This is a genomic window from Microbacterium sp. NPDC058021 (assembly GCF_042885955.1).
In the GTDB taxonomy this organism is placed as follows: Bacteria; Actinomycetota; Actinomycetes; order Actinomycetales; family Microbacteriaceae; genus Microbacterium.
In genome coordinates this window covers 310179-334808 of sequence record NZ_JBHVRF010000002.1, presented here as the reverse complement: position 1 = coordinate 334808, position 24630 = coordinate 310179, and the positions used below count along the sequence as shown (strand labels likewise).

The following is a 24630-nucleotide window of genomic DNA, read 5'->3' as shown; positions in this document are numbered from 1 at the left end:
GAACTGTCATGCTTGAATTCGATCTTTCCGCCGACATCCAGGCGCTGCGTTCCACCTTCTCCGACATCAAAGCGGTGGTGGACGTCGATTCGCTCACGGCCGAAATCGCGCGGCTCTCCGAAGAGGCGGGTGCCCCGAACCTCTGGGACGACGTCGACAAGGCGCAGAAGGTCACCAGCGCGCTCAGCCACCGCCAGACCGAGCTCAAGCGCATCACCGAGATCGAGCGTCGACTCGACGATCTCGACGTGCTGGTCGAACTCGCCGTCGAGATGGACGACGAGGACTCCGCCGAAGAGGCGCGCAAGGAGCTCGCCGAGCTCGAGGACGTCATCGGCCAGCTCGAGGTGCAGACGCTCCTCGACGGCGAATACGACGACCGCGGCGCCGTGGTGACGATCCGCTCGGGTGCGGGCGGCGACGACGCCACCGACTTCGCCGAGATGCTCATGCGCATGTACCTGCGCTGGGCTGAGCGTCACAAGTACCCCGTGAAGGTGCTCGACATCTCCTACGCCGAGGGTGCGGGCATCAAGTCGGCCACCTTCGAGGTCGACTCGCCCTACGCCTACGGCACCCTCTCGGTCGAAGCGGGCACGCACCGCCTCGCGCGCATCAGCCCGTTCGGCTCCGCCGACAAGCGCCAGACCAGCTTCGCCGCCGTGGAAGTCATCCCGGTCATGGAAGAGGCCAAGGAAGTGGACGTCCCCGAAGGCGACATCCGCGTCGACGTCTTCCGCTCGTCTGGCCCCGGTGGCCAGTCGGTCAACACGACCGACTCCGCCGTGCGCATCACGCACATCCCGACCGGCATCGTCGTGTCGATGCAGAACGAGAAGAGCCAGATCCAGAACCGCGCCGTGGCCATGCGGGTGCTGCAGACGCGCCTGCTGCTGCTCAAGCGCGAAGAGGAAGCGGCCAAGAAGAAGGAGCTCGCGGGCACGATCACCGCGAGCTGGGGCGACCAGATGCGCTCCTACTTCCTCTACGGCCAGCAGCTCGTGAAGGACCTGCGCACCGGCTACGAGGTGGGCAACCCCGCCGCCGTGTTCGACGGCGACCTCGACGGGCTGATCGCCGCCGGCATCCGCTGGCGCAAGCGCAAGATCGAGGACTGATCCCGCCGCAGCCGAAAAAACATTCATTCGGCTGCATCCAAATCCACCGCTCGGCAGGAATACCTCTGTGAAGCGCGAAACGGTCGCGCAACACCTGAAGGAGTTCCTCGTGCGTAAGACAATCTCAGCGGGCGTGGTGGTCGGCGCCGTCGCCGCCTTCGCAGCGTTCTCGCCGGCATACGCCATCTCGGAGACCACGGCCGACCTGTCCGTGCTCCACGGCATCCCGGACACCCCCGTCGACGTGTACGTCAACGGTGCGCTCACCCTCGACGACTTCCAGCCGGGAGATCTCGCCGGGCCCCTCGATCTCCCCGCAGGCGACTACGAAGTCGCACTGACGGCGACGGATGCCGCTGACGCCTCCGCGCCGATCCTGGGGCCGGTCACCCTCACCCTCGAGGCAGGCAAGAGCTACACCGCGGTGGCGAACCTCGACGCCGACGGCCAGCCCGCGACCAACCTGTTCACCAACGACATCTCGCAGACCGCTCCCGGCGAGGGACGACTGACGGTGCGTCACGTGGCTGCCGCTCCGGCGGTGGACATCCTCGCCAACGGTGCACCCGTCGTGACGGGTCTGGTCAACCCGGAGGAGGCGACCCTCAACCTGCCGGCCGGTGTGATCTCGGCAGCGGTGGCGCTCGAGGGAACGACCGACCCGGTGATCGGCCCGGCCGACGTCGACGTGCAGGAGGGCGTGCTGACGATCGCGTACGCGTGGGGCAGCGCCGAAGACGGCAACCTCGCCCTCGCCGTGCAGACGATCAGCGGCCTGCACTCCAACCCCGGCGGCGTGAACACCGGCTCTGCCGGTCTCGTAGCCGAGAACCAGCCCATGTGGACCCTCGCCCTCGGCGGTGGCCTGCTGCTGGTCCTGGCAGCCGGCTCCGTCGTGGCGGTGCGCACCGCGACCGCCAAGCGGCGCTGACATGAGTGTGTCGCGAGGGCTCAGCGTGGTCGTGGCGGTCACGGCGATGCTGGCCCTCGCGGCCTGCACACCCCCCGGCGCGGAGGGCGGGGCATCCCCGTCCTCCGCGGTGGCGAGCCCGGCGGCGCCCCCTCCCACCCCGGCGGTGGAGGTGCCGGTCACCCCCGCGACCCCGCCGCCGGTGCAGCAGCGCGGCGCGGCCCCCACCGAGGTCACCTCGGCGGACCTGGGGATCGAGATGCCGGTCGTGCCGGTGGGCGTGCAGGCCGATGGCACCATGGAGATCCCCGTCGACCCGGCCGTCGCGGGCTGGTACCGCTACGGTCCCGCCCCCGCCGACGCCGAGGGCACCACGGTGCTCGCGGCCCACGTGGACTCCCGCGTCTACGGCGTCGGACCGCTCGCCCAGCTGCGGGAGGCCCAGCCGGGGCAGACGCTGCAGGTCGCGGATGCCGACGGCATCGTCACGGCGTACACGGTCGAGAGCGTCACCTACATCCCGCGCGCCGAGCTGCCCGTCGACGAGCTGTTCGACCGCGGCGGGCCCCGCAGCCTCGTGCTCATCACGTGCGGCGGGCAGTTCGACGAGCAGACCCGCACCTACAGCGATAACGTGGTGCTCATCGCCCGGGCGACACCATGACCATCGCCCTGGATGCCGCCGACTGCCGCACGCGGAAGGAGAGCCTCATCGACGAGGACGACGCCGAACTCGCCCGACGACTCGTCGCAGGCGACCCCGACGCGTTGAAGACCATGTACGACCGCTGGTCGCGCCTGGTCTACACGCTTGCCGCGCGCTCCCTCGGCGACCTCGCCGAGGCGGAGGATGTCACCCAGCGCACGTTCGTCTCGGCGTGGACGTCGAGGGCGATGTTCGCCCCCGACCGGGGGAGTCTGGGCGGATGGCTCGTCGGCATAGCCCGGCGCCGCATCGCCGATGCGCACGAGGCGAGATCTCGGGCGGCACGCCTGGAAGAGGCGGTGAAGTCGCAAGCGCTCGCCCCGGTGGCCGATCCTGTCGACGTCGAGGACACCCTGGCCATCGCCCACGAGATCGAAGCGCTCGACCCCGATGCCCAGACCGTCATCCGTCTGGCGTTCTACGACGACCTGACCCACGCCCAGATCTCGGAACAATTGGCCATGCCGCTGGGTACGGTGAAGAGTCACATCCGACGAAGCCTTGTCCGCCTGCGCACACGATTGGAGGCCGCAGATGTCGCACCTTGACCCCGATGTCGCCGCTCTGATCGCGATGGGCGACACGGATGCCGCCACCCCCGAAGACGTCGATCACCTGGCAGGCTGCGCGGAATGCGCCGACGAAGTGGCCGCCTTCGCTGCCGCTGCCGGTGCCGCACGCGTCGCGATGGCCAGCGGACCCCTGCTCACTCCGCCGCCGCGGGTGTGGGATGCGATCAGCGCCGAGGTGAACAGCACTGGCGCCGACCCGTCGGCATCGGCATCGGCATCCACCCCGTCCGTGGTCACGCCCCCGGCCCACCCCGCAGCAGGGCCGACCCGCGTGGTGGAGGGCTCTCACCGCGCGCGTCGCAGCGGACGCCGCCGCCGGATGCCGCTCACTCTCGCGCTCGTCGGCGCGCTGGCCGTCGTCGCGGTGGTCGCGGGGGTGTGGATCGTGCGGGATGCGGGGATGCAGCCCACCGTCGTGGCCGAAGCCACCCTCGACCCGTTCCCCGATCACCAGGGCGCACAGGGCGAGGCGCTGCTGGAAGACGTCGACGGGCGCACCCAGGTCGTCGTGACCCTCGACGCCACCGTCCCCGATGAAGGGCACCGCGAGGTGTGGCTGATCGCCGAGGACGGTTCGGACCTCGTGAGCCTCGGCGTGCTCGACGGCGACACCGGCACATTCGACGTCCCCGACGGGGTGGATCTCACCCGCTTCCGCCTGGTGGACGTCTCGCAGGAAGCCGACGACGGCGACCCCGCTCACTCCGGCGACTCGATCGTGCGGGGCGCGCTGGAGTCTGCCTGAAGGCGGCACCGCCCCGATGCGGCGACCCGGGGGTGTCGCTCGCGTCGCGGCGCGGCGTGCCGCTTAGGCTCGACGGGTCATGATCCGGTTCGAGAACGTCACGAAGCGCTATCGCGGCACCAGCAAACCCGCACTCAGCGACGTGGACTTCGAGGTGCAACGCGGCGAGTTCGTGTTCCTCGTGGGAGCGTCGGGTTCGGGTAAGTCCTCGTGCCTGCGCTTGATCCTGCGCGAAGACAGCCCCAGCGAAGGGCGCGTGGTCGTGCTCGGCCGCGACCTGCGCACGCTGTCGAACCGCAAGGTGCCCTACTTCCGTCGCCACATCGGCTCGGTGTTCCAGGACTTCCGGCTGCTGCCGAACAAGACGGTGTTCCAGAACGTCGCGTTCACGCTGCAGGTGATCGGCGCCTCCCGCGCGTTCATCCAGCAGGCCGTGCCCGAAGTGCTCGCGCTCGTGGGCCTGGAAGGAAAGCAGAAGCGCCTGCCGCACGAACTGTCCGGCGGTGAGCAGCAGCGCGTCGCCATCGCGCGCGCCCTCGTGAACCGCCCGCAGATCCTGCTCGCCGACGAGCCCACCGGCAACCTCGACCCCGCGACGTCGGTCGACATCATGCAGCTGCTCGCGCGCATCAACGCCGGCGGCACCACGGTGGTCATGGCCACGCACGAGGCCGCGTTCGTCGACCAGATGCAGCGCCGCGTGATCGAGCTCAGCGGCGGCGTCATGGTGCGTGACGAGCGCCACGGCGGCTACGGCGACATCTCCGCCATTCCGACGCTCATGCCCGCCGAGGAGAAGGGCGCGGCGGCTGTCGCGGCCCTCACCGCCGTGCTCGAACTGCAGCGCGAGATCATCGGCACGGCCGGTGGCGACGTGACGCCGCTGACGCAGGATGCCGCGGACCGCCCGGTACCGGCGGCGCCTGCCGCTCCCGCGGCGCCGACCGCGCCCGCCCCCGTGCACACCGCGCCGTCCGCTGCTCCCGCTGCCACGGCACCGGCCGACCTCCCCGCGACGACGGCGGAGCGGCCCGTCGCGCCGGCAGCGCCCATCGTGCCCGCGGCGCCCGTCGCGCCGTCTGCGCAGCCGCAGCCGGAACCGGCGGCATCCGCCCCCGAGCCGGCGAACGACCCCACCGAGCCGCCGACGCGCACCAACCCGGTGACGATCGAGCTGCCGCCGGTGGAACTGGACGAACTGGGCCTCGCCGACCGGCTGGGCTTGGGCGGACGATCCGCAGACGACGAAGTGGGGCCGACCTCGTGAGAATCGGACTCATCCTCGGCGAGGCGCTCTCGGGCCTTCGCCGCAACGTCTCGATGGTCATCTCCGTCGTGCTCGTCACCTTCGTCTCGCTCACCTTCGTCGGCGCCGCGATGCTCATGCAGATGCAGATCGGCAAGATGCAGGACTACTGGGTCGATCGCGCCCAGGTCGCCGTCTACATGTGCACGAGCAACTCCCAGGCCCCCACCTGTGTCGATGGTGTCGCGTCGGAGGAGCAGGTCGCCCTCGTGCAGGAGAAGCTCGACAGCGCGGCGCTGACACCGCTCATCCGCGATGTGCGCTTCGAGACGCAGGACGAGGCGTATCAGAACGTCATCGACCTGCTCGGCGAGGACTACGCCAGCATCGTCACCGCCGACCAACTCAACCAGACCTTCTGGATCAACCTCGTGGACCAGACGCAGTCCGAGGTGATCATCGAGGCCTTCGGCGGCATGGCCGGGGTCGAGGAGGTCGCGGATCAACTGCAATACCTCGATCCGCTCTTCTCGGCTCTGACGGTGGCGACCTATCTGGCCGTCGGCATCGCAGCGCTCATGCTCGTCGCCGCGGTGCTGCTCATCGCCACGACCATCCGCCTGTCGGCGTATGCGCGCAGGCGAGAACTCGGCATCATGCGTCTCGTGGGCGCGTCGAACCGGTTCATCCAGACGCCGTTCATCCTCGAGGGTGTGTTCGCCGCTTTCATCGGTTCGCTGCTCGCGTGCGCCGCGATCATCGCGGCTGTGCAGTTCGGGGTGAACGACTACCTGCGCGGCCGGGTGGAGTTCGTCACGACCTGGGTCGACATGGGGGACACGGCCGTCGTGCTGCCGGTCGTCATCCTCATCGGTGTCGTGCTCGCGGCCGTGTCGGCCGGTTTCGCCATTCGTCGCTGGCTGCGTACGTAGCATCCGCCCGCCGGGCGAGGTCCTCGGACCCGCTATGCTGGTGGGCTGCCGCGCGCCCGTCGCGGCTGATTCAGAGGAGTGATCATGCCCAGGGAACGCGGGGAGAAGGTCATCGCGACCAATCGTCGCGCGCGCCACGACTACGCCATCGAGAAGACGTACGAGGCGGGCCTCGTGCTCACCGGTACCGAGGTGAAGTCACTGCGGCAAGGGCGTGCGAACCTCACGGACGGGTACGCATACATCGACGGGGGAGAGGCGTTCCTCGACTCCGTGCACATCCCGGAGTACTCGCAGGGCCACTGGACCAATCACGCGTCCAAGCGCACCCGCAAGCTGCTGCTGCACAAGGACGAGATCGTGAAGATCTCGCATGCCGTATCGGCCGGTGGCTACACGCTGGTGCCGCTGCGGCTCTACTTCTCCGACGGCCGCGCCAAGGTCGAGATCGCGGTCGCCAAGGGCAAGCGCGAGTTCGAGAAGCGCCAGACGATCCGCGAGCGTGAGGACAAGCGCGAGGCAGAGCGCGCGATGCGTTCGCGCAACCGCCTCGGCGACTGAGGTTCAGCGGGCGCTGAAGCGGGCTTCCACGGCGGCGTTCACGACGATGTCCTCGGGGTGGAACTGCAGCCCGGGGGCACCGGCGTCGGCCATGAACGCCGCGCGCATCATGCCGTGCGCCTGGGGCGCCTCGGGGTGCGACACCAGCAGCCCGACGTCGGCGATCTCGAGCGGGGTGACCGCGGCCAGGCCCAGCGCCGTGGCGTAGGCGGTGGCACGCTCCACGGCGATGCCCACGGCTTCGGATGCCACCTCGCGCTCCACCGCGACGCGGGTGGCCGGGGTGAGCTGCCACTGCACGTCGCCGATCTGCACGCCGTCGTGCTCTGCCATCTCGCCGACCCACCACGACAGGGCCGAGGTGTCGTCGAAGGTGGCGGTGAAATCGACGGTCGCGTGGTGGACCGCGGCCAAGCGCCGGCCCTCGTTCCACGGGCGCTCCGACCACACCGAGACCCGCTTGCTCGACCACTCCACGACCCCGGAGCCGACACGCGCGGCGAGGTCGCTCGACACGGGCACGGCGAGCGCCGTGATGCGCTCGACCACCTCGGTGCGATCGTGCCCCTCGGCGGTCACGCTGAGGGTGACCAGGGCACGCTCGGGGACGACGCGGTGCTCGTGCTCGCCGCGGACGGTGATGATGACCTCGCTCATGCTGTGACTCTACGCGGCGGCGGAGCCCGCGGAATAGCGAGGCGGTGGCATCCGTTATAAGCTGTGATGCTCGGGTACCCCGGTACTCGATTGGCAACTCCACAGCGTGACGACGGTTCCTTCGAAAGAGGGGTTCACGGGGATGATCGGTTTCGACATCGCCTGAGTCTCTGCGAGAAGCGGGCCGAGGATGCAGGGTTATCTCGTTAACGATCCCTGCAAAACCAATAAGTGCCGAATCCAAGCGCACTGACTTCGCCCTCGCTGCGTAAGCGAGCCCGATAGTCCGTCAGACCGTGTGTGATTCCGACACGGACCCTGGCGTCATCTAGGAATCTTGCTGTGTGACGGCGTCTGGACGTCACGCGGGACTTTTCCCAGGCTGGGCTTGTCGACTTAGGTGTCTGTGACAAAGGTCGGAGCCGAGCAGAACGTCTTCACAGACTGCGCCCGGAGAAAACGCAGTATCCCAGCGATGGACGGGGGTTCGATTCCCCCCATCTCCACACAACCGTTGTCACGGAAGAAGGCCCTGAGAACTGCGTGATCACGCGGATCCCGGGGCCTTCTTGTGTGGGTGCCTCGCGTCGCGCCGTGTGCTGCCACATCGGTCGCCTACCCTTGGAGGATGAGCAATCCGGCTGCGATCGAAGACGTCTCGATCGGTGGCGAGTCGATTCGGCTCGGTCAGTTCCTCAAGTTCGCGAGTGTCCTCGACAGCGGGGGCGACGTGAAAGAGGCCATCATCGACGGCTACGTCACGGTCAACGGCGAAGTCGATCGACGCCGTGGCCGGCAGTTGCAGGTCGGTGACGTCGTCGGCTTCGAAGAGCGTCGCGTGCGCGTCGCCCGGTAGGGGACCAAACCGCGCCCGGCCTGCGGAATCCCGCGGATGCCGGGTGTACGGGGTTTCCCGGCGGGACTGCCATGCTGGGCGCATGCCCAGTGAGCTTCTCGCGGTCCTCGTCGATGCGGACAACGTCCCGCCCACGCGCATCGGCGCGGTCCTCGCCGAGGTCGCGCGATTCGGCACCGCATCTGTCAAGCGCGTGTACGGCGACTGGACCACCCCCCAGCTCGGCAAATGGAAGTCGGCCGCGAGCGAGCACGTGATCCAGCCGATCCAGCAGTTCGCCAATACCAGCGGAAAGAACGCGACGGACAGCGCGCTCATCATCGATGCGATGGACCTGCTGTACACGCGCCGCTTCCACGGGTTCTGCATCGTGTCCTCGGACAGCGACTTCACGCGCCTGGCATCGCGCATCCGCGAGGAGGGCGTGACCGTCTACGGATTCGGGGAGCGCAAGACTCCGGAGTCGTTCCGCAACGCGTGCGACCAGTTCACCTATCTGGACGTCCTCGACGAGCCGTATGTCGACATCTTGGACGCGCCGGCGACCGACCAGCCCGCTCCGACGCTCACCAGGACTCCGGGACCCACCCTCCGCGCGGACACGAAGCTGATCGCCGGGCTGCGGGAGAGTGTGAAGACCGCCGCCGGTGAAGATGGGTGGGCGAACCTGAGCCCCGTCGGGACGCTCCTGCGCCGACAGCAGCCGGACTTCGATCCCCGCAACTGGGGGTACATCAAGCTCTCGGATCTGGTGAGGGCAACGGAACTGTTCGCGGTCGAGATCAAGGACGGCAGCGGCTTGCGGGTGCAGCCGAAGCCGCGCGGAGCCGGCACCGGCCGATAGGCTGATCGTTCCGGCTGCGACGCCGTGCGACCCGGGGTCGCGCGTGTGCCGGCCCGCCCGACGTCCGAGCCTCGTGCTCGCCCTCATCCGCCCGAAGGATGCCTCATCGTGTCTCAGCCCGCTCGCGCGCGCCTGCGCTCCACCGTCGTCTGGATCTGGGGGGTCGTCGCGGCCGCTGCCCTGGGCGTCGGGGTGCTCGTCGTGCCGACGCTCTCCGCCGCCGACGAGGAGCTCGCGCTCACCCCGCCCGCCGAGACCGTCCTCACACCGTCGGACCCGGCCGCCGTCGCCGGTCAGACGGCGCGTGAGGTGCTTGCGACCCTGCAGGTGAAGGGCCGCGCGCCGCAGACCGGATACGACCGCGACGAGTTCGGGCAGCGGTGGTTCGACGTCGACCGCAACGGTTGTGATACCCGCAACGACATCCTCGCCCGCGACCTGACCGAGGCGACCCTCGCGGGGTCGTGCAAGGTCGTCAGCGGCACGCTGCTCGACCCGTTCACGGGGCAGACCATCCCGTTCGTCCGCGGTCAGGACACGTCGGCCGAGGTGCAGATCGACCACGTCGTGGCTCTGTCGGATGCCTGGCAGAAGGGCGCCCAGCAGCTCACCGCCGAGCAGCGCACCGCGTTCGCGAACGACCCGCTGAACCTCCTCGCCGTCGACGGCAGCGCCAACGCGCAGAAGGGCGACGGTGATGCGGCGACCTGGCTGCCGGCGAACACCACGTTCCGCTGCGCGTACGTCGCCCGGCAGGTCGCGGTGAAGGCGGTCTATGGCCTGTGGGTGACCCAGGCCGAACACGACGCGATCGCACGCGTCCTTCAGGCTTGCCCCGGCGAGCCCGTGCCGACACCCGTCGCCGGGCGCTGAGCGCGCGGGCGGGTCACTCCACCCGCACCGTCACACGGTCGTCGTAGAAACAGAGCATGTCCCGCACCGGACCACCGTCCTGGAGCGGATGAGGGTAGGTCCACGCGGCATCCGCGATCACGGCGCCGCCGACCCGCGCGGAGAAATACGAGGCCTGACCCTTGTACGCGCAGACGGTGACGGTGGGGGAGGGCTCCAGCAGCTCCATGCGCACGTCGTCCTGCGGCAGGTACCACCGCGGCGGCAGATGCGTCTCGAGGAGCAGGGTGGGATGCCGTGAGTCGGCCAGCACCACGTCGCCCACCGACACCACGACGTGACGGTCGGAACGCAGGCAGTCGATCCTCTTGAACGGATCATGCGGGTGCGCCACGACGACCTGCTGTTCCTCGATCCACTCCGCCATGGCCGCCCAGTCGATGACGGCGAAGTCGGCGAGGTCGGGGTCGTCCACCGTGTAGGCGGCACCCGCGAGCGGACCGGCCGCGGTCAGCAGGGTCCACGCCGTGCCGGGCGTCGTGTGGATCGCGAACGCGTTGCCGGGGTCGAGCCACGGCCGGGGCGGCGCGACAGGGCTCACCGCGCGGGGCTCGGTCAGAGGCACCTGGAAATCGCCGATCGGGACGGCGTAGGAGGGCACCACCCGGTGCGGCTCCCACACCAGCCGCGCCGACATCGAATCGGCGATCGTCTCACCCGCCGCTCTCGCCCGCACACGCCGACGGGCCTTCGCCCAGCGCAGCGACCCCAGTTGCGACATCGACCATTCATCCATCCCCACAGCCATCTGACCATCGTCCTCCCGGCAGCCGCACCGCGGAAGAGCCGGAGCGAACGGATGCCGCGCGAGCGCGGGCGGCCGCTTTTGACGCGGCGGCGGGCGTTCCTGCCAGGATGAATGCCATGACCAACCCCGAGCCTCCCGCGCCCGGCACGTACCCGCCCGCCGGGTCGGGCTACCCGCCCGCGTACCCGCCCGCCGCCTACCCGGTCGCCGCGCCCGGCTATCCGCCGCCCGGTCGCCCCGCGATGTACCCTCCGCCGGGACCTCCGGTCGCGCCGCCGCCACCCCCGCGCGGCCCCCAGCGGCTCAACGTACTCGGACTGATCTCGGTCATCCTCGGCGGAGTCGGGTTCATCCTCGCCTGCATCCCCTGGGCGGTGCTCTTCGGGTGGCTGCTGCTGCTCGCGGCATTCGTGCTGGGCATCGTGTCGCTGTTCCGCAAGGGGGAGGGCAAGGCCCTCGGGATTGCGGGACTCATCGTGTCGGTGGTCGGCGCCATCGTCGGCTTCTTCGTGCTGATCACCAGCCTCACCTTCGCCATCGGCGGGGCATTCCTCGACCAGACGTCGACGCTGTTCGACGAGATCGAACGGGGTCAGCAGTCCGAACCGTCCCCGGCGCCGCTCCCGGGAGATGCCGCAGAGGGGTTCCCGGAGGAGCTGCTGCCTCTCGGCTCCACCGTCGTCTCCGAGGACTGGGAGGTGACGGTCAACTCCGTCGCGTTCGCGCAGACCGATGCGGTCATGGCCGAGAGCGAGTTCACCGAGGCCCCGCCGGCCGGGTACGAGTACATCGTCGCGAACATCACGGTCACCTACATCGGGGGCGCGCCCGAAGGTCAGATGCCCGCCTTCGTCTCCATCGACTACCTCACCGCTGTGGGGGAGCCCACAGAGATCACCTTCGCGTCGCTGCCCGGCGAACTGGACTGGATCACCAACCTCGCGCCCGGGGGAAGCACCACGGGCGACGTCGTGCTGTTGGCCCCCGAAGGCCCGGCCGCGACGGAAGGTGCGCTGGAAGTGCGTCCGGGAGTGCTCGGCGACACGGCGTACTTCGCGCTGCAGTGAGCTGCACGAAGCCCCCCGGCATCGCCGGGGGGCTTCGTCGTACCCACGTCGCGGGGTCGGTCGTCAGGCCTGCTCGTCTTCCTCGGGCTCGAAGGTCGATGCCTCATCGGTGACCCCGGCGGCGACCCCGTCGGGGTTCGCGGGGATCGTCCCGTCCTGACCCAGCCCGCCGGGCTTGGTGGTGCCCTCTTCGTCTTCGGCGCTCTGCGCGCCCGATGCGTCGCGGTTCATGTTCGGCTCCTTCCGTCGGATGCAGCCAACGTATGCGGCGCGGCGGGCACCCCGCACCCGGGTTGACAATCACGGCGTCGCGCGTGAATGCGCGGCATCCAGGTCAGTCCGCGGGGTTCTCGATCAGCAGCAGGCTCTGCTTGGTGTCGGCGAGGGTGACCCAGCCGTCGCCGAACAGGTAGGTCATGCCATAGCCCTCGGCATCGGTCGTCAGCGCCATCTGCGGGTTCTCGGTGATGTAGGTGCCGGCCTCGCCGCTCTCACGCACCCAGCCCGCCGAGAGCAGTTCGTCCTGCGCGTCCTTCGCGTCGTCCGCATCGATCGGCGCCCAGCCGAAGATCTGCAGCGGACCGCCGGGAACGGCGAAGTCGGCCCACTGGCACTGGATGCCGTCGGGCACCTCGGCCGCGCCGATCGTGAACGGCTCCTCGCGGTGGGTCCAGCCCACGTCCTCGAACCCCTCCACCGTGGTGGCGGAGATGAGCGCCGAGCAATCCGGCGCGGCGACGGGCTCGGCGGTCTCCTCCGGCTCGGGCTCGGCGGTGGGGGACGCCGAGGCCGCCGACCCTGCGGTGGGAGCGGGCGTGGTGTCGGGGACCTCGGGCTCCGGCGTCGCGCACGCGGTGAACGCGAGGGTGGCGGCGAAGAGGAGGGCGGTGGCGGTGGCGGGGCGGCGAAGGCGCGGCGAAGGCATCGAGGAGGTTCCGTGGGGGTCGAGGGTCAGGCGGGGGAGTGCAGCAGGCGGAGGAAGTCGTCGTGGAGGATGCCGTTGGTCGCGAGTGCGGACAGCTCGGAGATCGAGTCGTCACCGTCGAACGAGGTGAATCGGCCACCGGCCTCGGTGATGATCGGGACGAGCGCGGCGATGTCGTAGGGCTTCACGTCGAACTCGGCGACGAACTCGAGGCGGCCCTCGGCGAGCAGCATGTAGGGCCAGGCGTCGCCGTAGCCGCGATCGCGCCAGACAGCGCGACTGAGCCGCAGCAGGGGCTCGATGTGGCCGGCGTCGTCCCACTGCGTGATGCTCTGAAAACTCGCGCTGGCGTCGGAGATGGAATCGACCGTGGAGACGGCGAGGCGGCGGGCATCGCCGGTGGGTGTGTTCGTCCACGCGCCGAGGCCGGTGGCCGCCCACCAGCGCCGGCCGATGGCCGGCTGGCTGGCGACTCCGACGCGCGGGGTGCCGTCGATCGCGAGGGAGATGAGGGTCGTCCACATCGGGATGCCCTTGAGATAGTTCGCGGTGCCGTCGATCGGGTCGATGATCCACTGCCGGCGGGAATCGCCGCTCGTGCCGAACTCTTCGCCGAGGATCCCGTCGTCGGGCCGCTCGGTCTCAAGGAGGCCGCGAATCGCGCGTTCGGTGGCGAGATCCGCCTCGGTCACGTGCGAGGAATCCGCCTTCACCTCGATTTCGAGATCGGCGACATCGAATTTCGCCATCGAGACGGCATCCGCGGCATCCGCCAGGCGCAGAGCAAGGGCCAGGTCGGCGCCCAGATCCCCGTCGAACGGTGCAGACCAGGAAGACGGAGAAGTGGGGGGCACGCACCCCACGATACCGGCGCGGGTGTGCCTCGATTCGCGAATACCGGTCTCGTGATGGTAACGTTGTCCCTCGGTTCGGGTCATCCGAATTACGCACCTCTAGCTCAATCGGCAGAGCAACTGACTCTTAATCAGTGGGTTCAGGGTTCAAGTCCCTGGGGGTGCACGGATAGGCCTCGCACACTCTCGCCAGTGGTGCGGGGCCTTTCTCTTTGCCCGTTTCCGTGGACGTCGCGGTGGGGCTCGACGCCGACACGATCGTCTCCCACATCCTGGGATCGACGGCGGAGCGGCTGCCCGGGCTCTATCCGCCGGGGCACAACCACTACACGATCGTGCTCTCGCATGACGGCGCTGCCGCGGTCGCCGGCCACGTGCGGGAGGCGCTCGCGCCCACCGGCTGAGCGGGGCCGGCGCCGCGCGTCGGCCCCGTCGCGAGCGTAGGCGAAGTGGCGAGCGTAGGACGTTTGTCGCGGCATCCGTCCTGCCTTGGTCACATCTCCTGCGCTCGTGACGTCGTGCTCGCGCTGTCGGGGGGCGCGCGCGACGATCCGCCGGATGTCAGGCGCGGGATGCCGCGATGCGCGACGACAGTTTGTGGGCGTGGGCGAGCAGTGAGCGCCCCAGCGTCGGCAGTCGGTCGGGGGAGAAGCGGAACTCCACCCCGGTGAGGCTCAGCGCCCACTCCGGACGCCCGGCGCGGTCGAAGACCGCGGCGCCCATGCCCCAGGATCCTTCGACGATCAACCCCGGGTTCACCGCGTAGCCGCGGTCGCGGGTGTCGGCCAGGCGCGTCCGCATCGCCGCGGCCGCGTGACGCGAGCCGAACCGCGCCGGGAGCTCCGGATGCCGCGACAGGTACGCCTCGACGTCGTCGTCGGGAAGGAACGCCAGAATGGCCAGCCCCGCGGATGCCACGCCCAACGGAAAGCGCACGCCCTCGCTGAGGACGAACGACCGGATGGGGAACGCGCCCTCCTCGCGCAGCAGGCACACCGTCTCATCGCCGCGACGCACCGAGAGGAACGCGCTCTCCTCGGTCGTGATCGCGAGGGAGCGCACGATGTCGCGCGCGAGGTCGGTGATGTCGTAGCGCGCGGCCGCGACCGATCCCATGAGGAACAGCTCGGGCCCCGGCATCCACCTTCCCGAGTCGGCCTCCTGATCGACCAGGCCCTCCGCCCGGAGGGCACTGAGCAGGCGGTGGGTCGTCGAACGTGAGAGGTCGGCGTCCCGAGCGAGTCGCTGCAGCGCGGCACCGTCACTCCCTGACGAGGTGACCAGGCGCAGCAGCCGCGCCGCGCGTGCCACTGCCTGGGCGCCGGCGACCGTCGAACGCGGGGAAGTGTCCACATAGTGGACGCTAGGCCGTGAGTGGTCCATTTGGCAACGGTCCGGTGGGTGCGCACATGGAGGTCGCGGCACGCTGGAGGCACACACGAAGGAGTGCCCGTGATCGACAAGACCTTCCCCTCGGCGGCCGAAGCCGTCGCCGACATCCCCGACGGAGCCTCGTTGGCGGTCGGCGGATTCGGGCTCTCCGGCAACCCGATCGCCCTCATCGAGGCTCTTCTCGCGCAGGGCACCCGCGAGCTGTCGGTCGTCTCGAACAACTGCGGCGTCGACGACTGGGGTCTCGGTGTGCTGCTGAACGCGAAACGCATCCGCAAGATGACGTCGTCGTACGTGGGGGAGAACAAGGAGTTCGAGCGGCAGTTCCTCAGCGGCGAGCTCGAACTCGAACTCACCCCGCAGGGGACGCTCGCCGAGAAGCTTCGCGCGGGCGGTGCCGGCATCGCCGCCTTCTACACGCAGACGGGCGTGGGCACCCAGGTGGCCGAGGGCGGGCTGCCGCGTCGCTATGACGGCGCAGGGGGCATCGCCGTGGCATCCCCCGCCAAGGACGTGCGCACCTTCGACGTGACCGGCGTGGCGCTGCCGTACGTGCTGGAAGAGGCCATCGTCACCGACTTCGCGCTTGTGCACGCGGCGCGCGGCGACACCCACGGCAATCTGGTCTTCCACAAGGCGGCCCGCAACTTCAATCCGCTGGCCGCCATGGCGGGGCGGGTCTGCATCGCGCAGGTGGAGGAGCTGGTGCAGCCCGGTGACCTCGACCCCGACGACGTGCACCTGCCCGGCATCTACGTGCACCGCATCGTCGAGGTCGGCACCGGCATCACCAAGCGCATCGAGCGGCGCACCGTGCGCGCGGCGGACGGGGAGTGACATCGTGGCTCTGACGCGTGAGGAGATGGCCGCCCGCGCGGCCCGCGAACTGGCCGACGGCTCCTACGTCAACCTCGGCATCGGGCTGCCCACGCTCGTGCCGAACCACGTGCCAGCGCAGGTGACGGTCGTGCTGCAGTCCGAGAACGGCATCCTCGGGGTCGGTCCGTATCCGACCGAGGATCAGGTCGACCCCGATCTGATCAACGCCGGCAAGGAGACCGTCACGGTCCTCCCGGGTGCCGCCTACTTCGACTCCGCGACGAGTTTCGGCATGATCCGCGGCGGCAAGATCGACGCCGCGATCCTGGGCGCGATGCAGGTGTCGCGCACCGGCGACCTCGCGAACTGGATGATCCCCGGGAAGATGGTGAAGGGCCCCGGCGGCGCGATGGACCTCGTCCACGGCGCCGCACGCGTCATCGTGCTGATGGAACACGTGGCCCGCGACGGCTCACCAAAGATCGTCGACGAGTGCTCGCTGCCGCTCACCGGACGCGGCGTCGTCGACCGCATCATCACCGACCTCGCCGTCATCGACGTGACCGACGCCGGCCTGGTGCTGGTGGAGACGGCGCCCGGCGTCACGGTCGCCGAAGTCGTCGCCGCGACGCAGCCGGCGCTCATCGTTGCCGAGACTCCTAGGGTGGAAGCATGAACCACGAAGACGTCGTCATCGTCGCAGCCGCGCGCACTCCGCAGGGCCGGCTGAAGGGCCAGCTGGCCGCGCTCAGCGCCGCAGAACTCGGCGCCATCGCCATCCGCGGTGCCCTCGAGCGGGGCGGGATCCCGACGGATGCCGTCGACGCCGTCTTCGTCGGCCAGGTTCTGCCCGCCGGCGCCGGGCAGAACCCCGCACGGCAGGCCGCGATCGGCGCGGGCCTCGGCTGGGACGTGCCGGCCGCCTCGGTGAACAAGGTGTGCCTGTCGGGACTGTCGGCGGTCATCGATGCGAAGCGGATGATCCTCACCGGCGACGCCCGCGTGGTCGTCGCGGCCGGCATGGAGTCGATGACGCAGGCGCCGCACCTGCTGACGGGTTCCCGCGACGGCTGGGCGTACGGCAGCGTCGAGGTGCTCGATCACATGGCCCACGACGGGCTGACCGACGCGTACGACCGCGAGAGCATGGGCGCCTCCACCGAGCGGCACAACGGCGCACTCGGCATCACGCGCCAGGCGCAGGACCACGTGGCCGCGCTGTCGCATCAGCGCGCCGCTGCGGCGCAGGATGCCGGCGTCTTCGACGACGAGATCGTGCCCGTGCCGGTGCCCCAGCGCCGGGGGGAGCCGGTGATGGTCAGCCGTGACGAGGGCGTGCGACCGGAAACCACGACCGAGACACTGGCGAACCTGCGCCCCGCGTTCGCCAAGGACGGCACGATCACCGCCGGCAACGCGTCGCAGATCTCCGACGGCGCGTCGGCGGTCGTGCTCACGACCCGCAGCCACGCCGACGATCAGGGCTGGGAGGTGCTGGCGGTGGTCGGTGCGTCAGGCCAGGTGGCCGGGCCCGACAACTCGCTCCACACCCAGCCGGCCCGTGCGATCGAGCAGGCGCTGGCGAAGCAGGGGATCGCGGCATCCGACCTCGACATCGTCGAGATCAACGAGGCGTTCGGGGCGGTGGTCGCGCAGTCGCAGGCCGAGCTCGGGCTGGGTGAAGACGTCGTCAACATCCACGGCGGCGGCATCGCGATCGGCCACCCGATCGGGGCCAGCGGCAACCGGCTCGTCGTGCACGCGGTGCACGAACTGCTGCGCCGGGGCAGCGGTACGGCTGCCGTGGCCCTGTGCGGCGGCGGCGGTCAGGGTGACGCGCTGATCCTCACCCGCTGACGGTCAGGCGGACTTCTTCAGGCGCTGCTTGAGCAGCTTCTGCTGCTTGGCGGCGACGGGGGAGTCGCCGGCGACGAGGTGACCGCGCTTGGCGCGGCGCGTGTCGACGACGGCGCCGATCGCCAGAGCGAGGGTGATGCCCCAGCTCAGCCAGGCGAGCGCCGTGCGCCAGGTGAACGGTTCGTCGTTGCGGAGGCCCCGCAGCAGCGTGATGCCGCTGGTGATCGCGGTGAGCAGTCCGGAGCCGATGAGGTAGGCGCGCATGGGGCCACGCTATCGCGCCGTGGGAGCAGTCGATCGGGTATTGACAGACGAGCGCCGTCCGCGCAACCCCCGGAAGCCCGTGAATCGGCGGGATAGCCTGAGAGCCCCGCCTGCAACACGGAGGAACACCCATGGGTACTGCTGATTTCATCGTCGTCGCCAACCGACTTCCGGTCGATCGTTCGGGGACCGGTGAGGGTGAGGAACAGTGGCGTCCGTCTCCCGGTGGCCTGGTGACCGCCCTCAACCCGGTGATGCGACAAGCCGACGGCGCCTGGGTCGGCTGGCCCGGCCAGGCCGACCTCGAGGTCGAGCCGTTCGAATTCGACGGCATGCAGCTCGTGCCGGTCACGCTCAGCGCTGAAGACGTGGAGCTGTATTACGAGGGCTTCTCGAACGACACGATCTGGCCGCTGTACCACGACGTCATCGCCGCGCCCCGCTACCGTCGCGAGTGGTGGCAGGCCTACGTGCGGGTCAACCGCCGGTTCGCCGAGGCCGCGGCCGACGCCGCCGCCGACGGCGCGACGGTGTGGGTGCAGGATTACCAGCTGCAGCTCGTGCCCCGCATGCTGCGGGAACTGCGGCCCGACCTCGTGATCGGCTACTTCCACCACATCCCGTTCCCGGCCTACGGCCTGTACTCGCAGCTGCCTTGGCGCCGCCAGGTGCTGGAGGGTCTCCTCGGCGCCGACGTCATCGGCTTCCAGCGGGTGGCCGACGCGAGCAACTTCGCCCGCGCGGTGCGCCGCCAGCTGCGCTACGAGACCAAGGCCAGCGGCATCCGCGTACCCACCGAAGACGGTGGCGCGCGCCTCGCACTGGCCAAGGCCTTCCCGATCTCGATCGACGCCGACGAGTACATCCGTCTCGCGCAGCGCCCCGACATCGTCGCGCGGGCGGCGGAGATCCGCGAGAGCCTCGGCAACCCGAAGAAGGTGCTGTTGGGTGTCGACCGCCTGGACTACACCAAGGGCATCCGCCACCGCATGAAGGCCTTCGGGGAGTTGCTCGAAGACGGTCGCCTGGCCGTGGAGGACGTGACCATGGTGCAGGTGGCCAGCCCCAGTCGCGAGCGCGTCGCCGCCTACGTGCAGCTGCGCGACGAGATCGAGCAGACGGTGGGTCGCATCAACGGCGACTTCGACACGATGGACCACACCGCCATCCGCTACCTGCACCAGGCATTCCCCCGCGAGGAGATGGTCGCGCTCTACCTGGCCGCCGACGTCATGCTGGTCACGGCGCTGCGCGACGGCATGAACCTCGTGGCCAAGGAGTACGTCGCCTCCCGCGTCGACAACCGCGGCGTGCTCGTGCTCAGCGAGTTCGCCGGTGCCGCCGACGAACTCGGCACGGCGCTGCGCATCAACCCGCACGACATCGAGGGCCTCAAGGATGCCATCGTGCGGGCGGTGGAGATGCCCGCCGCAGAACAGGGGCGCCGCATGCGGAGCCTGCGCAAGAAGGTGCGGGACCACGACGTGTCGGATTGGTCGCGCGAGTTCCTGGAAGCGCTGGACGCCGTGCGGAGGGCGCGCTCGTGACCGCCGCGCTCGAGGAGAAGCTCGCCGCCCTCGCCGCCACGCCGCGACTGCTGGTGGCCGTCGACTTCGACGGCACCCTGTCGCCGCTGCAGGACGACCCCATGCGCTCGCGCATGCTGCCCGTCGCCCGCGATGCGGTCGAGGCGCTCGCGGCGCTGCCCGACACCGTCGTCGCCCTCGTCTCGGGGCGGAGCCTGGTGGACCTGCGCCTCATCGCCGAACACGACGACGCCTCGCCGCTGTGGCTGGCGGGCTCGCACGGCGCGGAGTACTGGGAGCCCGGCTCCGGCGCCCGGGAGCCCCAGGACGACCCCGGCGACGTCGAGCTGCGGGACCGCCTGCGCACGCACGCGGAGCAGGCGACGGCGCATCTGGCCGGGGTCTGGATCGAGCCGAAGACGTTCGGACTGGGCGTGCACACGCGCCGCTCGAGCGCAGCGGATGCCGCCGAGGCCAACCGCATCGTCGACGACCTCGTGCACGCCGAGGCGTCGCACTGGCGGCGGCGCACCGGGCGCGACATCGTGGAGTACGCGTTCCGGCACGAGGGCAAGGACACCGCGGTGGCGGCCTTGCGCGAGCGCACCGGCGCGACCGCGGTGCTGTTCGCCGGTGACGATGTCACCGACGAGGACGCGCTGAAGAGCCTCGGCCCCGGCGACCTCGGCGTGCGGGTCGGCGAGGGCGAGACCGCCGCCGACGTCCGGGTCGCCGACATCGCCGCGTTCGCCGAGCTGCTGTCGCGCCTGGCCCGGCTGCGGGCCGACCTGCGCGCATAGCGCGCCACGCGCGGACCGCTAGGACCGGCCGCGCGTGGGGTCGAACCCCCAGGGCAGCTCCAGCCCGTGCGCCGTCATGAGCGCGCCGTCGGCGAGCAGGTCCCCGGTGGCGCCGTCGGCCACGATGCGCCCGCCGTCGAGGATCAGCGCCCGCGGGCACAGTTCCAGTGCGTACGGCAGATCGTGGGTCACGATGATCTGCGTCGCCGCCAGCCGGGCGAGGGTCGCCGACAGCTCCCGGCGGGAACCGGGGTCGAGGTTCGATGTCGGTTCGTCGAGCACCATCACATCGACGTCCATCGAGAGGATCGTGGCGATGGCGGCGCGACGCCGCTGCCCGAGCGACAGCTGCTGCGGGTGCCGGTCGCCGATGGATCCGAGCCCGACCTGCGTGAGGGCGGTCGTGACCCGCTCGGCCAGCGCCGTGCCGGTGGCGCCGTAGTTCGCGGGCCCGAAGGCGACGTCCTCGGCGACGGTCGGCATGAACAGCTGGTCGTCGGGGTCCTGGAAGACCAGCCCCACCCGGCGGCGCACGTCGCGCACCGTCCGGGGGTCGATCACCGTGCCGCCGACGGCGACCGTGCCCCGCGTGGGGGAGAGGATGCCGTTCAGGTGCAGCATGAGCGTCGTCTTGCCCGAGCCGTTCGGGCCGAGGATCGCCACCCGCTCCCCGGGCGTCACCTCGAAGTCGACACCCGCGAGTGCGGACGGGGTGGATGCCGATGCCCCCGGGTACCGGAAGTGCAGGTCCCGCACCGCCACCGACGCACCGGTCATGCCCGACCCGCTTCGTGGTAGCCGCGGGCGAGCATCGCCAGGTGGATGCGCTCGCCCCGGCCGTGCGAGCGCACGAACAGCACGCCGATGCCGCTCGCCAGCACCCGCCACGATCGACGACCGCGCGCCACGAACCCCCGCGACGCCCGGGCGACGCGCATGCGCTGCCACTCCTCGACGATGACGTCGAGGTAGCGCAGCATGAACCCCCCGATCATCGTGAGTTGGCGGGGGAGGCGCAGCTGCTCCAGCGCGAGGATGATGGCGCGCGGCTCGGTGATGCTCACGAGCACGATGGATGCCAGCAACGCGAGGGTCGCCTTCACGAGCAGGCCCCACGCCCCCCAGAGCCCCTCGACCGAGAGCGAGAGTCCCCAGACCTCGATCCGCGGTCCGGTGGCGATGAGCGGCATCAGCGCCGCGAACACCACGAAAGGCACCTCGATCACGAGGCGTCCCGCGACGGTGCGTGCCGGGACGCGGGCGACGATGAGCAGGGTGATGACGGCGGCGCCGTAGACCGCGAACATGCCGAGCCACTCGCGCGGAGTGGCCACCACCACGATCGCGAAGGCGAGCACCGCCAGCAGCCGTGCACGCGGCGAGACCGCCTGCAGCCACGCCGGGGTGTCGGTGCGGGTGGGCGGGGACGCGAGGATCATCGTTCCCTGTCCGCGCCGCTGCGGCGCCGCGTGCCGAGCCCGATGAGCCAGGCCAGCCCGAAGGTGAGCGCGCAGCCGACCGCACCGGCGATGGCGAGGGACAGCCACGGGTTGTCGACGAACGCGGCCCCGTAGTCGGCCAGGGGACTGCCGGCGGTCGCGCTGTCCTGGGCGGCGCCGAGGAATCCCGCGGACTCGGCGACGTACTCCAGGCCATCGGGGTCGGCCGAGGCCCACACGCTCACGACGCACGCGATGGCGAGGGCGATCAGGAGGGCTGCGATCGTGAACGCGCGGGTCGAGACGCGCCGGCGCGTCGCGGTCATGCGATCACTCCTTCCGTGACGCCCACCCGCGGTCGGCGCGCGAAGCGAGCGCCGTAGACGAGGTCGGGGCGGGTCGCGAGCACGGCCGACACGATGAGCGCGGTGATGACCGCCTCGCCCACCCCGATGACGGTGTGCCAGCCGACCATCGCAGCGAACACCGCGCCGGAGGGCACCGACACCGTGCCGCCCACCGTGAACAGCAGCGCGAAGACCGCGGCGGCGACGGGCACCGAGACGAACCCGCCCAGCGCCGCACCCGCCACGATCGCCCAGCGTCGCGGCGGGAGGATCGCCACGACAGCGCGGAACACCCACCAGCCGACCACGACCGTGACGATGCCGATGAGCGTGATGTTGGTGCCGAGCGCGGTCAGGCCGCCGTCGGCGAAGAGGAAGGCCTGCACGATGAGCACGACACTCAGACACAGCAAGCCGGTCGCCGGCCCCACGAGCACCGCCGCGAGGGCACCGCCCATGAGATGGCCGCTGGTGCCGGCGCCGACGGGGAAGTTGATCATCTGCACGGCGAAGATCAGCGTCGCCACGATCCCCACCATCGGCGCCTTGCGATCATCGGCCGCCTCTTTGCGTGCCAACGGCAGGGCGGCAGCGATGCCGGCTGCCGCCACCACCCCCGTCGCGATCGACGTGGGGACGTTCAGAAACCCGTCGGGGACATGCATCGGCGCTCCTTGGCTCGAGGAGGGCGATGTGCGCCAGTTGCGACACCGTCGTAAGTCCACGTAGCGTAGCCGCGGCTCCGAGCCGACACCAGGGGGTGCCGTGGCGGACCTCCGGCGCTGCCGCGGCGGGCAATAGAATGCAGCGGTGAGCCATCCCGACGAATCCATCGACATCAAGCCCCGCAGTCGCGTCGTCACCGACGGCATCGAGGCCACCACTTCCCGAGGCATGCTGCGCGCCGTGGGCATGGGCGACGAAGACTGGGACAAGCCCCAGATCGGCATCGCGTCCAGCTGGAACGAGATCACGCCCTGCAACCTGAGTCTCGACCGGCTCGCGCAGGGCGCCAAGGAGGGAGTGCACGCCGGCGGCGGCTACCCGCTGCAATTCGGCACCATCTCGGTCTCCGACGGCATCTCGATGGGCCACGAGGGCATGCACTTCTCGCTCGTGAGCCGCGAGGTCATCGCCGACTCCGTCGAGACGGTGATGATGGCCGAGCGCCTCGACGGCAGCGTGCTGCTGGCCGGCTGCGACAAGTCGATCCCCGGCATGCTCATGGCATCCGCACGTCTGGACCTCTCGAGCGTCTTCCTCTACGCCGGGTCCATCGCTCCGGGCTGGGTCAAGCTCAGCGACGGCACCGAGAAGGACGTCACGATCATCGACTCCTTCGAGGCCGTGGGTGCGTGCCTCGCCGGGAAGATGAGCGAGGCCGACCTCAAGCGCATCGAGTGCGCCATCGCCCCGGGCGAGGGCGCCTGCGGTGGCATGTACACCGCCAACACGATGGCCTCCGTCGCCGAGGCGCTCGGGCTGAGCCTGCCGGGTTCGGCGGCGCCGCCGTCGGCCGACCGGCGCCGCGACTACTTCGCGCACCGCTCCGGTGAAGCCGTCGTCAACCTGCTGAAGCTCGGCATCACGACCCGCGACATCCTCACCAAGGAGGCGTTCGAGAACGCGATCGCCCTGGCGATGGCGCTCGGCGGGTCCACCAACGTCGTGCTGCACCTGCTCGCCATCGCGAACGAGGCCGAGGTCGGCCTGACGCTGCACGACTTCAACCGCATCGGCGACAAGGTGCCGCACGTGGCCGACATGAAGCCGTTCGGCAAGTACGTCATGAACGACGTCGACCGTCACGGCGGCATCCCGGTGATCATGAAGGCGATGCTCGACGAGGGGCTGCTGCACGGCGACGCGCTCACCGTGACCGGCAAGACACTCGCCGAGAACCTGCGCGACCTCGATCCCGACCCGATCGACGGCGAAGTCATCCACCGCTTCGACAACCCCATCCACGCCACCGGCGGCATCACGGTCCTGCACGGATCGCTCGCCCCCGAGGGTGCGGTCGTGAAGACCGCGGGCTTCGACGCCTCGGTGTTCGAGGGCCCTGCGCGCGTGTTCGAGCGCGAGCGCGGCGCGATGGACGCGCTGGAGGCCGGCGACATCGACCCGGGCGACGTGATCGTCATCCGCTACGAGGGCCCCAAGGGCGGCCCCGGCATGCGCGAGATGCTCGCGATCACGGCCGCCATCAAGGGCGCGGGGCTCGGAAAAGATGTACTACTGTTGACGGACGGACGATTCTCAGGCGGCACAACCGGCCTGTGCATCGGCCACATAGCACCCGAAGCGGTGGACGCTGGTCCCATCGCCTTCGTGCGCGATGGTGATCTGATACGGGTCGATATCGCGGCTCGCACACTCGACCTACTCGTCGACGAGGCTGAGCTGAGTTCCCGCCGAGAAGGCTGGGAACCCCTTCCCCCGCGCTATACCCGTGGCGTCCTGGCCAAGTACTCCAAACTCGTGCGCTCCGCCGCTGAAGGCGCGGTCACGGGTTAGGCCCGTCCGCCACCTG

30 protein-coding genes, 1 tRNA gene and 1 other RNA gene are annotated in these 24630 nt (G+C 70.1%); 21 read left to right on the top strand and 11 right to left on the bottom strand.

Annotated elements, in window-relative coordinates:
* Positions 1 to 8 precede the first annotated feature (8 nt).
* The 8 genes from prfB to smpB all read left to right on the top strand — a co-directional run bounded on the left by prfB (position 9) and on the right by smpB (position 6790).
* On the top strand, positions 9 to 1118 hold the full coding sequence (gene prfB / locus ACFVR6_RS05135) for a peptide chain release factor 2 (protein ID WP_386959457.1): 1110 nt from the start codon (positions 9 to 11) through the stop codon (positions 1116 to 1118).
* A 109-nt stretch (positions 1119 to 1227) separates the two neighbouring features.
* Entirely contained in the window at positions 1228 to 2049 is an 822-nt protein-coding gene (locus tag ACFVR6_RS05130; RefSeq protein WP_386959455.1) for a DUF4397 domain-containing protein, read from the top strand.
* A 1-nt stretch (position 2050) separates the two neighbouring features.
* A complete protein-coding gene (locus tag ACFVR6_RS05125; RefSeq protein ID WP_386959453.1) occupies positions 2051 to 2692 on the top strand; it encodes a class F sortase in 642 nt (213 codons plus the stop codon).
* A complete protein-coding gene (locus ACFVR6_RS05120) occupies positions 2689 to 3282 on the top strand; it encodes a sigma-70 family RNA polymerase sigma factor (protein WP_386959451.1) in 594 nt (197 codons plus the stop codon). Before ACFVR6_RS05125 ends, ACFVR6_RS05120 begins: the two co-directional genes overlap by 4 nt.
* Positions 3269 to 4051 carry an anti-sigma factor gene (locus ACFVR6_RS05115; RefSeq protein WP_386959449.1) on the top strand — a complete coding sequence of 261 codons (783 nt, stop codon included), beginning with the start codon at positions 3269 to 3271 and terminating at the stop codon, positions 4049 to 4051. The genes ACFVR6_RS05120 and ACFVR6_RS05115 overlap by 14 nt, the downstream gene beginning before the upstream one ends.
* A gap of 79 nt (positions 4052 to 4130) precedes the next feature.
* On the top strand, positions 4131 to 5318 hold the full coding sequence (ftsE, locus tag ACFVR6_RS05110) for a cell division ATP-binding protein FtsE (RefSeq protein ID WP_386959447.1): 1188 nt from the start codon (positions 4131 to 4133) through the stop codon (positions 5316 to 5318).
* Positions 5315 to 6229, top strand: coding sequence for a permease-like cell division protein FtsX (gene ftsX / locus ACFVR6_RS05105; protein ID WP_386959445.1), 915 nt, complete (start codon positions 5315 to 5317; stop codon positions 6227 to 6229). Before ftsE ends, ftsX begins: the two co-directional genes overlap by 4 nt.
* A gap of 84 nt (positions 6230 to 6313) precedes the next feature.
* A complete protein-coding gene (gene smpB / locus ACFVR6_RS05100) occupies positions 6314 to 6790 on the top strand; it encodes an SsrA-binding protein SmpB (protein WP_191717717.1) in 477 nt (158 codons plus the stop codon).
* A 3-nt stretch (positions 6791 to 6793) separates the two neighbouring features.
* On the opposite strand, the gene ACFVR6_RS05095 is transcribed toward smpB, so the two are convergent.
* Positions 6794 to 7447, bottom strand: a complete 654-nt coding sequence (locus ACFVR6_RS05095) for an SIMPL domain-containing protein (RefSeq protein WP_386959442.1) — start codon at positions 7445 to 7447, stop codon at positions 6794 to 6796.
* Between the two features lie 138 nt (positions 7448 to 7585).
* Here ACFVR6_RS05095 and ssrA point away from each other — a divergent pair.
* From ssrA to ACFVR6_RS05075, 4 genes are all read left to right on the top strand, one after another.
* Positions 7586 to 7956: a transfer-messenger RNA gene (ssrA, locus tag ACFVR6_RS05090) on the top strand.
* 119 nt (positions 7957 to 8075) lie between these two features.
* Complete coding sequence (locus tag ACFVR6_RS05085) at positions 8076 to 8303, top strand: RNA-binding S4 domain-containing protein (RefSeq protein ID WP_386959440.1); 228 nt, start codon at positions 8076 to 8078, stop codon at positions 8301 to 8303.
* An 82-nt stretch (positions 8304 to 8385) separates the two neighbouring features.
* Positions 8386 to 9147 (top strand): NYN domain-containing protein, encoded by a 762-nt coding sequence (locus ACFVR6_RS05080; RefSeq protein ID WP_386959438.1) that lies wholly within the window; start codon positions 8386 to 8388, stop codon positions 9145 to 9147.
* A gap of 108 nt (positions 9148 to 9255) precedes the next feature.
* A complete protein-coding gene (locus tag ACFVR6_RS05075; RefSeq protein ID WP_386959436.1) occupies positions 9256 to 10020 on the top strand; it encodes a GmrSD restriction endonuclease domain-containing protein in 765 nt (254 codons plus the stop codon).
* A 13-nt stretch (positions 10021 to 10033) separates the two neighbouring features.
* Here the strand turns inward: ACFVR6_RS05075 and ACFVR6_RS05070 are convergent, their stop codons facing one another.
* Positions 10034 to 10807 carry a DUF427 domain-containing protein gene (locus tag ACFVR6_RS05070; protein ID WP_386959434.1) on the bottom strand — a complete coding sequence of 258 codons (774 nt, stop codon included), beginning with the start codon at positions 10805 to 10807 and terminating at the stop codon, positions 10034 to 10036.
* Positions 10808 to 10923: 116 nt separating this feature from the next.
* Between ACFVR6_RS05070 and ACFVR6_RS05065 the strand changes: the two genes are divergently transcribed.
* Positions 10924 to 11874, top strand: coding sequence for a hypothetical protein (locus ACFVR6_RS05065; protein WP_386959432.1), 951 nt, complete (start codon positions 10924 to 10926; stop codon positions 11872 to 11874).
* Between the two features lie 63 nt (positions 11875 to 11937).
* On the opposite strand, the gene ACFVR6_RS05060 is transcribed toward ACFVR6_RS05065, so the two are convergent.
* The 3 genes from ACFVR6_RS05060 to ACFVR6_RS05050 all read right to left on the bottom strand — a co-directional run bounded on the left by ACFVR6_RS05060 (position 11938) and on the right by ACFVR6_RS05050 (position 13653).
* On the bottom strand, positions 11938 to 12105 hold the full coding sequence (locus ACFVR6_RS05060) for a hypothetical protein (protein WP_386959431.1): 168 nt from the start codon (positions 12103 to 12105) through the stop codon (positions 11938 to 11940).
* A 103-nt stretch (positions 12106 to 12208) separates the two neighbouring features.
* Positions 12209 to 12799, bottom strand: a complete 591-nt coding sequence (locus ACFVR6_RS05055; protein WP_386959429.1) for a hypothetical protein — start codon at positions 12797 to 12799, stop codon at positions 12209 to 12211.
* 26 nt (positions 12800 to 12825) lie between these two features.
* Positions 12826 to 13653, bottom strand: coding sequence for an inositol monophosphatase family protein (locus ACFVR6_RS05050; RefSeq protein ID WP_386959427.1), 828 nt, complete (start codon positions 13651 to 13653; stop codon positions 12826 to 12828).
* A gap of 93 nt (positions 13654 to 13746) precedes the next feature.
* Between ACFVR6_RS05050 and ACFVR6_RS05045 the strand changes: the two genes are divergently transcribed.
* Positions 13747 to 13819: transfer RNA gene (locus ACFVR6_RS05045), tRNA-Lys, on the top strand.
* 46 nt (positions 13820 to 13865) lie between these two features.
* Entirely contained in the window at positions 13866 to 14057 is a 192-nt protein-coding gene (locus tag ACFVR6_RS05040; protein ID WP_386959426.1) for a hypothetical protein, read from the top strand.
* 157 nt (positions 14058 to 14214) lie between these two features.
* Here the strand turns inward: ACFVR6_RS05040 and ACFVR6_RS05035 are convergent, their stop codons facing one another.
* Entirely contained in the window at positions 14215 to 15006 is a 792-nt protein-coding gene (locus ACFVR6_RS05035; RefSeq protein ID WP_386959424.1) for an IclR family transcriptional regulator, read from the bottom strand.
* A 99-nt stretch (positions 15007 to 15105) separates the two neighbouring features.
* Between ACFVR6_RS05035 and ACFVR6_RS05030 the strand changes: the two genes are divergently transcribed.
* From ACFVR6_RS05030 to ACFVR6_RS05020, 3 genes are read left to right on the top strand one after another with little or no spacing between them, the layout of a single operon-like run.
* Positions 15106 to 15882 carry a CoA transferase subunit A gene (locus ACFVR6_RS05030; RefSeq protein WP_386959422.1) on the top strand — a complete coding sequence of 259 codons (777 nt, stop codon included), beginning with the start codon at positions 15106 to 15108 and terminating at the stop codon, positions 15880 to 15882.
* A 4-nt stretch (positions 15883 to 15886) separates the two neighbouring features.
* Positions 15887 to 16540, top strand: coding sequence for a CoA transferase subunit B (locus tag ACFVR6_RS05025; RefSeq protein ID WP_386959421.1), 654 nt, complete (start codon positions 15887 to 15889; stop codon positions 16538 to 16540).
* On the top strand, positions 16537 to 17721 hold the full coding sequence (locus ACFVR6_RS05020; RefSeq protein ID WP_386959419.1) for an acetyl-CoA C-acetyltransferase: 1185 nt from the start codon (positions 16537 to 16539) through the stop codon (positions 17719 to 17721). Before ACFVR6_RS05025 ends, ACFVR6_RS05020 begins: the two co-directional genes overlap by 4 nt.
* 3 nt (positions 17722 to 17724) lie before the next feature.
* Here the strand turns inward: ACFVR6_RS05020 and ACFVR6_RS05015 are convergent, their stop codons facing one another.
* Positions 17725 to 17985, bottom strand: coding sequence for a hypothetical protein (locus ACFVR6_RS05015; RefSeq protein WP_386959417.1), 261 nt, complete (start codon positions 17983 to 17985; stop codon positions 17725 to 17727).
* Between the two features lie 131 nt (positions 17986 to 18116).
* Here ACFVR6_RS05015 and otsA point away from each other — a divergent pair, with 131 nt between their 5' ends.
* Positions 18117 to 19532 carry an alpha,alpha-trehalose-phosphate synthase (UDP-forming) gene (otsA, locus tag ACFVR6_RS05010; protein WP_386959415.1) on the top strand — a complete coding sequence of 472 codons (1416 nt, stop codon included), beginning with the start codon at positions 18117 to 18119 and terminating at the stop codon, positions 19530 to 19532.
* Complete coding sequence (gene otsB / locus ACFVR6_RS05005; protein ID WP_386959413.1) at positions 19529 to 20311, top strand: trehalose-phosphatase; 783 nt, start codon at positions 19529 to 19531, stop codon at positions 20309 to 20311. The genes otsA and otsB overlap by 4 nt, the downstream gene beginning before the upstream one ends.
* Before the next feature lie 18 nt (positions 20312 to 20329).
* Here otsB and ACFVR6_RS05000 read toward each other — a convergent pair whose 3' ends face one another.
* Genes ACFVR6_RS05000 through ACFVR6_RS04985 form a run of 4 tightly spaced genes read right to left on the bottom strand, consistent with a single transcriptional unit; the run spans position 20330 to position 22762 of the window.
* Positions 20330 to 21088 (bottom strand): energy-coupling factor ABC transporter ATP-binding protein, encoded by a 759-nt coding sequence (locus ACFVR6_RS05000; protein ID WP_386959411.1) that lies wholly within the window; start codon positions 21086 to 21088, stop codon positions 20330 to 20332.
* The gene (gene cbiQ, locus ACFVR6_RS04995; protein ID WP_386959410.1) at positions 21085 to 21750 is read right to left on the bottom strand and encodes a cobalt ECF transporter T component CbiQ; all 666 of its coding nucleotides are present in this window, start codon (positions 21748 to 21750) and stop codon (positions 21085 to 21087) included. Before cbiQ ends, ACFVR6_RS05000 begins: the two co-directional genes overlap by 4 nt.
* The gene (locus tag ACFVR6_RS04990; protein ID WP_386959408.1) at positions 21747 to 22076 is read right to left on the bottom strand and encodes a PDGLE domain-containing protein; all 330 of its coding nucleotides are present in this window, start codon (positions 22074 to 22076) and stop codon (positions 21747 to 21749) included. The genes cbiQ and ACFVR6_RS04990 overlap by 4 nt, the downstream gene beginning before the upstream one ends.
* Complete coding sequence (locus tag ACFVR6_RS04985) at positions 22073 to 22762, bottom strand: energy-coupling factor ABC transporter permease (RefSeq protein ID WP_386959407.1); 690 nt, start codon at positions 22760 to 22762, stop codon at positions 22073 to 22075. Before ACFVR6_RS04985 ends, ACFVR6_RS04990 begins: the two co-directional genes overlap by 4 nt.
* Positions 22763 to 22907: 145 nt before the next feature.
* Here ACFVR6_RS04985 and ilvD point away from each other — a divergent pair, with 145 nt between their 5' ends.
* Positions 22908 to 24614, top strand: coding sequence for a dihydroxy-acid dehydratase (gene ilvD, locus ACFVR6_RS04980; RefSeq protein ID WP_386959405.1), 1707 nt, complete (start codon positions 22908 to 22910; stop codon positions 24612 to 24614).
* Positions 24615 to 24630 lie beyond the last annotated feature (16 nt).